This is a genomic window from Frankia sp. CoWAU3, assembly GCF_977971855.1.
The window spans coordinates 1,067-7,929 of record NZ_CDWWXB010000116.1 but is presented as its reverse complement, the minus strand read 5'-3'; the positions used below and the strand labels follow the sequence as shown (position 1 = coordinate 7,929).

The 6,863-nt window shown below is 72.8% G+C and carries 4 protein-coding genes; 1 reads left to right on the top strand and 3 read right to left on the bottom strand.

All coding sequences use genetic code 11. The features are described 5' to 3' along the window. Positions 1–233, bottom strand: a 233-nt coding sequence (locus AC08ON_RS11570; protein ID WP_476616945.1) for a 2-oxoglutarate dehydrogenase E1 subunit family protein, incomplete at its 3' end; no start/stop codon positions are given. Positions 234–585: 352 nt separating this feature from the next. Then, on the bottom strand, positions 586–1,620 hold the full coding sequence (locus tag AC08ON_RS11565) for a thiamine-phosphate kinase (protein WP_476607020.1): 1,035 nt from the start codon (positions 1,618–1,620) through the stop codon (positions 586–588). A gap of 387 nt (positions 1,621–2,007) precedes the next feature. On the opposite strand from AC08ON_RS11565, the gene AC08ON_RS11560 reads away from it, so the two are divergent. Then, positions 2,008–3,339 (top strand): acetamidase/formamidase family protein, encoded by a 1,332-nt coding sequence (locus tag AC08ON_RS11560; protein ID WP_476607019.1) that lies wholly within the window; start codon positions 2,008–2,010, stop codon positions 3,337–3,339. 43 nt (positions 3,340–3,382) lie between these two features. Here the strand turns inward: AC08ON_RS11560 and AC08ON_RS11555 are convergent. Then, positions 3,383–6,863, bottom strand: a 3,481-nt coding sequence (locus AC08ON_RS11555; protein WP_476616943.1) for an AAA domain-containing protein, incomplete at its 5' end; no start/stop codon positions are given.

The following is a 6,863-nucleotide window of genomic DNA, read 5'->3' as shown; positions in this document are numbered from 1 at the left end:
CCGGGGTGGTAATCGGAGAGGAACTCGCGCCACTCCGGTGACACGCTCTGCGGATCTTCGAGAAACTGTTGGTAGATCTCGAAGACCAGCCATTCATTGGGTCCGAAGTCAGGTCCTGACGCAGGTACCGTCGGTGCTGTCACGGGGCCATTCGCCTCTATCCACGGTCTCGCTTCTCGGCCTCCGATAAGGCCCTTCCGCCACCGTCTGCCTATCCTACCCGCTCTGGGCATCCCGGCCTGGCCTGTCCATGATCGGTTACGAGTAGATTGCTCGGCGTGTTCTCCGGGATGGGCGGACCGGCGCCGGGAACGTCCGGTAGCTACAGCCAATCAGGGCGAGAGCGAGATCGTTCCATCGTTCATCGCGCGGTGGGGATACTCCCGGGCGGGCCGTCGGTTATGCTTCGGTGACGCCGGCCCGCATCATGGCCCCCGGACCCAATAAATGTCGCTTCGAGCGACCTACGCCCGTGAGGCGACCTGGCGGGCCGGCGTCTGCCTCCTGATGTTTCTGCTCCTCGGTGTCTTTCTCCCTTGGTATCGGTGTCCCTCTTGGTGTCGTTGTCCCTTGGTGTGTCCGGGGTCAGGATGCGTCCGTCGCGGACTGCCCGTAGTGATCCCACCCATCGCTGCCTACGGGGCGTTCCCCGTCCACTGTCACCCCCGCGCCGGCCGATCCCGCGCCGCTCAGGACCGAACCGATCACCATGCACCCGGCCGGCGGGGTCACTTCTGGGGGAAGGCAGGCGACCAGCGGGTGATCCTCGCCGCCGCCGAGTACCCAGCGCAACGGGTCCACATCAAGGGCAGCCCCGGCCGACCGCATCGCCTCGTCGATCAGGAAGGCTTCCGACGCGAGATCGATGGACACCCCCGAGGCCACGGCGATGTGACCGAGATCCGCCACGAGACCGTCCGAGACGTCGCACATGGCGTGCGCGCCCGCGGCGGCGAGCACCGGCCCGAGCGCGTAGGGCGGCCGGGGCCGGCGGTGCGCCGCGATCAGCTCCTTCCATCGCGGGTCGTCGACCCATCGGGAGTCGCCGGCTGCCGAACCCGCCGTGAGTAGGGCCAGCCCCGCCTGGGCCCACCCGAGACGACCAGCGAGCACCACGGCATCGCCGGGCCGGGCGCCCGAGCGCAGGACCGGCGGCCGGCCCTGCAGGTCACCGAGCGCGGTCACCCCGAGCATGATCAAATCCGCGGAGCTGACGTCCCCGCCGGACACGGAGGCACCGGCCTGCGCGCATTCCTCGGCCATTCCGTCGGCCATCGCCAGGGCCCAGTCGACCGCGAGGTCGCCGGGTGCGGCGAAGCCGAGGAACAGGCCGGTGGGCCTCGCCCCCATCGACGCCACGTCGGCGAGGTTCTGCGCGGCGGCCTTGTGCCCGACATCCACCGCGGACGACCAGTCCCGGCGGAAGTGGCGTCCTTCGAGCAGCAGGTCGGTGGTGACGACCACCCGACCGTCCGGGGCGGCCAGCACCGCCGCGTCGTCCCCGGGGCCGACCAGCACGTCCCGTCCATGGGAGAAACGCGCCGTCACGGCCTCGATCAAGCCGAACTCGCCCAGATCGCGCAGCGTCGCCCCCGCCGGGGGTTTCCCGTGACTTCCCATTCGCCATATCCTCCAATATCTAGATGATCTAGATATTCCATCCTCGGGCGGAGTTTCCCGCCGGACCGACCGGACCGACCGGACCGACCGGTCCCGGGGCTTCCGGCCGGAGGCGGCACCGACGGGTGGATGGTGGCGTGCCGGGGCGTGCCGGATGCGGCCCTGGCCGCACCGCCTACCCGGAGACAGCGGAATGACCGTGATCGCAACGTCTGCGTCACCTTCCCGACATATGCTGCTGGAAATCTGACGCGCGTGCGAAGCCAGACCTGTCCGCGTGTATGTTGTCCGCGGCCTGCCGTGATCCGTGGGGTCGGTCAGCCGCGCGCCCAGGCGATTCGGCCCAGCGGAGGTCCGCTGACCAGGCATCGGTCCAGGTAGGGTCGGGTGGCGCTGCAGCCTGGCCGAGGAAGGATCGAGGGAAGGCACTACCTGCCCTCCACCCCCGAGACCATCAGATGGGGTGAGCTGCCGAACGCCCTGACCAGGCCGGTTCTCAGTATCGACTCCGGCGCCACGGTCACCTTCGACACGGTCAGCCAAGAGGGGATCCTCTGCGACCAGGGGCGCGATCCCGACGCCTTCTTCGCCGGTTTCGGGGTCGCGCCGTCGGAGGTGCTGGCCGACGCCCGGGCGATCGCAGCTTCGGGTATCCCGCACCGGTTCGGGGTGGACGGTCCCCACATCGTCACCGGACCGGTGTTCATCCGGGGCGCGGAACCGGGGGACGTGCTGCGGGTTGAGGTGGTCTCGCTGCATCCCCGCGCACGGTATGGGATCGTCTCGACCCGCCATGGCACGGGCCTGCTCGCCGGGGAGTTCCCCGAGGGGGGGCCGCCGGACGCGGACGCCGACGCCCGCCATTGGCGACGCTTCCGCACCGTTACCACCTTCTGTGCGGTGGAGCGCCGGCGGGGCCGCCTGTTCGGCGCCCTGACCAGCGTGAACGGCAGCAGGACCCGGTTTCCGTTGGCGCCGTTCCTGGGCATCATGGCGGTCGGCGTGGACACTACCACCAAGATCGTCCCCTCCACCTCGATCGGTCTGCACGGCGGCGCCCTGGACTGCCGGGAACTCGGCGCGGGCGCGCGGCTGTTCCTGCCGGTCCAGGTGAGCGGCGCGTTGTTCGCCGTCGGCGATCCGCATTACGCCCTCGGGGACGGGAAGATCGGTGCCACCGCCCTGGATGGCCCGCTACGGGCGACGCTGCGGCTGACCGTGCTGCGTGACACGGCGGCCCGGTCGGTTCTCGGCGCGCTGCGGGAACCGTTCATCGAGACCGACACGGCCTGGGTCACCCTGGGGCTCGACGTTGACCTCGCCGAGTCGGTCCGCCGCGCGGCGCGGTCGGCGGTGGTCTTCCTGCAGAGCCGGGTCGGGCTCGACCGGACCGAGGCGCTCGCCTACCTGTCCGCCGCGGCCGACTTCGGGGCCTGCCAGCTCGGCACCGGCACCCAGAGCGCGTTCTGCCGCATCCGCCGGGCGGACTTCACCGAACTGCCGATCGCGAAGCCACGACTGCCGCGATCCGGACTCGTGCGGATCGTCGGCGTGGGCGACTCGGAGACCGAGGACCCGACGGATCCGGAACACGCCACGGAGAAGACGCCGGATCGGGCCGACGAGAAGATCGGTCGCGCGGTGCGGATTCACTGGGCCGAGCCGGCCGGTGCCTCACCCCCGATCGATGCGGAAGCCGGCGGCCCGGACACCCCGTGACCGGCCGGGCGCCGGAGCAGGTGCCGAGGCATCCCCACGACGATCACGATCCCGACGTCCTGCCGGCGCCGTTCGAACCGGACGGGGTGACCGGGCCGCCGGCCTGACCGACCCGTTCGGCCCGCGGGGAGCGGTCGCCCCCACCGGCGCCCGGGGCCGCGCCCGTGCCTCGCCGGAGGACCGGGATCGAATCACGGGCCGAACCGCGCGGATCGGCGTCCGGCGGTGCGTCGTCGAGGCCCTCCAGATCGGACAGGGCGATGGGCCGCCACCGATGCAGCGCCTCGTCGGCGCTCGCCCGGACGGTGGAATGTTCGACACGGGGGAGGCCGGTGGCGGCCTCGTCCCGCAGTCCTCGCGCCCCGGTGTTCACGGGCGCGATGCCGGCTCTCGCCAGCCGCGGCCACAACGAGGCCAACGCGGCGTCGGCGTCGAGTTCGAACTCGGACTGGCGGACCCGCCAGAACCGCCAGCCAGCCCGGCGCAGCTCGCGCTCCCGGGCGAACTCGTGCGCGATCTCGTCCGGACCGGAGCCGACGTCCCCGTCGCACTCGACGGCGAGCCGGGCCCGATCGCCCGAGACGACCAGGTCGACCCGCCGACCGTTGATCTCCACCTGCGGGGTGACCAGGTAGCCGCGGCCGGCGATCTCCCGGAAGACCCGCTGTTCGAACAGGGATCCGAAGGCCGGATGCGGACGGTTGGTCGGCACTTCGGCGAGTGCCGGGGGCTCCTCGCCGCGGCCGGCGGCCGCCGGGTGCGTCGTGGACAGCACGTAGCTCAGATAGTTGTGCCGCAGATCGCGAGGGTCAAGATCGGTGACCGGTACGGAGTGGAACAGCCAGACCTGGTCGCGGGCCCGGGAGGCCGCGACGTTGAACCGCCGCTGGTACTCCAGCCGGGTCAGCGGGGTGATGCGCGAGTCGGGCGCCACCACCAGGGACAGGAAGACGACGTCGCGCTCGTCACCCTGGAAGTCGGCGGGGACGCCCACCCGCAGCCGTCGACGCTGGTGCTCGGCGGCGGACATCCGGTCGGCCAGCTGGTCGCGGATCAGCGCCGCCTGTGCGGTGCCCTGTGGGACGACGACGCCGAAGGAGAGCCGGGCGTACCGGGGATCCTCGGCGCAGGAGAGCACCTGTGCGACCAGGGCATCGGCCTCGGCCGGATTGCGTGGACCGAGGCCCGCGTCCGTGGTGAAACCGTGGGGAACGAACCGGGCGACCAGCGGCGGCAGCCGGTCGGCACCAAACTGGCGCAGGGGAAGCAGCGGCGCGTCCCGGTAGAACATGGCCGACGACCACTCGATGATCTCCGGCATGCACCGGAAGTGCTCCCGCAGCCGGATCACCTCGCCGAAGCGGGTTCGCAACAGCGTGAACAGGCTCGACCGGGGGGTGAACCCGACGCGTAGCCATGCCGGCACCTCCGGCAGCAGAGCCTCCAGCCGGTCGAAGACCCGGTCGAGCTCGTCCGTGACCTCCACCGGCGGCGTGCACTGCCGGTCGTCGCCCACGACGATCACCCGTGGGGCGAGCCAGAGCAGGAACAGGCTGTCGAGCCCGGCCTGACTGCCTTCGTCGACGATCACGACGTCGAAGCTGTCGCGCACCGCCGGGATCGTCGACAGCACCTCCCGGATCGGCATGACCCAGGCCGGCACCGCCGTCTGGGCGATCTCCATCGCCTCCCGGGCGGCCTGGCGGAAACGCTCGGCGTGGCGGCCGCCGAAGGTGCCGCTGGCCGCCACCGCGTCGGCATAGGCGCGCAGCGCGGCCGACTGCTCGGCGCCCATCCGTTCGAGGCAGTGTTTCCACGCGCGGGCGCCGGCCAGCTCCGCGGTGGCCGCGGCGACCATGTCCTCCGCCGCGTCCAGCTCGGCGTCCAGATCGACGGGTGGTCCAGCCGGGCCGCCGGGGGCCGTGGCGGCGCCGGGGGCCGTGGCGGTCAGCCAGCTCGCGGCCACCGCCCAGGACCAGGCGGTCGTGAACGCCGCGAGCCTGGCCGGCCAGATCTCCGCTCCATTGGGCCGGGTCGCGCCGGCCGTCGAGACGAGGAGATCGGCGAGGTCGGGATGTGCCGCGCGCAGCCGGCCGAGCAGCTCGTCCCGGCGCAGCGCCACCTCCCGGGCAGCCATGGTGGTGGCGAGCGCGGCCCGGGTCCGCGTGTACGCGGCCACATTGCGGGCCGCTACCGCGCCGGCCAGCTCGGCGACCTCGGACGGCGTGCCCGCCGCGGTGGCAAGCCCGGCGTAGCCCTCCCGCAGTTCCCCCAGCGCCCGCTCGGCGTCGGTGGCGGCTGCCATCGGGCGCAGCGCGGCCATGACGGCCGCGAGATCCCGGACGCGCTCGGCGGAGTCCATCGCCGGTGCCCGGCCGGGCACGATGTCCTCCAGGATTGCCACGACCCGGTTCCGCGCCGCCACGATCGCCTGGATCTCCGTGACGGCCTCCTGCGCCTCAACCAACCGGGACAGGCGTACCTCGAAGGGATCGGTGGGCCGCGGCGCGATCCCGACCAGGACCCATCCGCGGGTCGCGGCCTCGACCGCGACCTCCGCCCGGAGCCGGACGAGCACGAGATCGAGCAGCTCCGGGGTGGTCGGCGCGACGCCGTCCACCAGCGTCCGGGTCAGCAGCGTGTCCGCCTCCTTCTGGACCTTCGGCCGGAACCTGCGCCGCAGCTCGCCCCCGGCGTCGAGGTACTCGCGCAGCGCCTCCCCCCGGGCGAGCAGGGCGGCGGGGTCGAAGCCCGGATCCGCCGGGGAGCCGGCGTCGGCTGCCGAGGCGGAGCCGTCCGGGGAGGCGGAGGTCGGAAGGGCGACCGCGTGCAGACCGAGCTCGGTCACGTGCCGCGTCGCCTCGGCGATCATCGGCGTGGCCGCGGCCACCTTCGCCCAGAGGACCCGGTCCCGGCCGGCGAGGGCGTCGTCGAGGGCCGCCGGAACCCAGTGCCGTCTGTTCGACCGCTGCCCGCGCCCGTCGAGCTCCTCGAGTGCGCGGGAGAGGCCGGCGACCGCCTGCTGTAGCGGATCGAGGGAGACCACCGCGGGATCGACCGCGGCGAGCGTGTCGAGGAGACCTCGGGTCGCGGGACGGACGGCCGCGCGGGCAAGGCGGACCGCCTCGTCGGCCGCGCGGGCGGTGGCCACCAGGTCCGCGAACCGTTCGGCGGGTAGGAATCGGCTCATCTCGACCACCGGGCCGGCGGACCGGTCCGTGCCGACGTCCTGACCGGATCGCAGCAGGGTGTGGAGCTCCAGTGCCTCGGCGTCGGTCAACGGTGGGGGAACCGGGGCAGGGCTGACAGACCCGGACCCCGTCGCCGTGGTGGTCGTGGTCGTCGTGGTCGTGGTGGCGGTGGCGGTGGCGGCCGCGCTCCGGGGCACGGGCCGCGGCAGCCACCGCGACGCGTCGGCCTCGGCCCGGACCCGCGCCGCGATGCTCGCCCGCGTCCCGCCCCAGCCTGCGGCCACCTCGCTGTCCGGATGCACCGTGTGCTCGGCCAACCGCAGGGCGCGGGCC

What these genes read in the sequence shown, in the direction of transcription:
- AC08ON_RS11565 (WP_476607020.1), bottom strand. Translation starts at nt 1,620, where the DNA reads ATGGGAAGTCACGGGAAACCCCCGGCGGGGGCGACGCTGCGCGATCTG.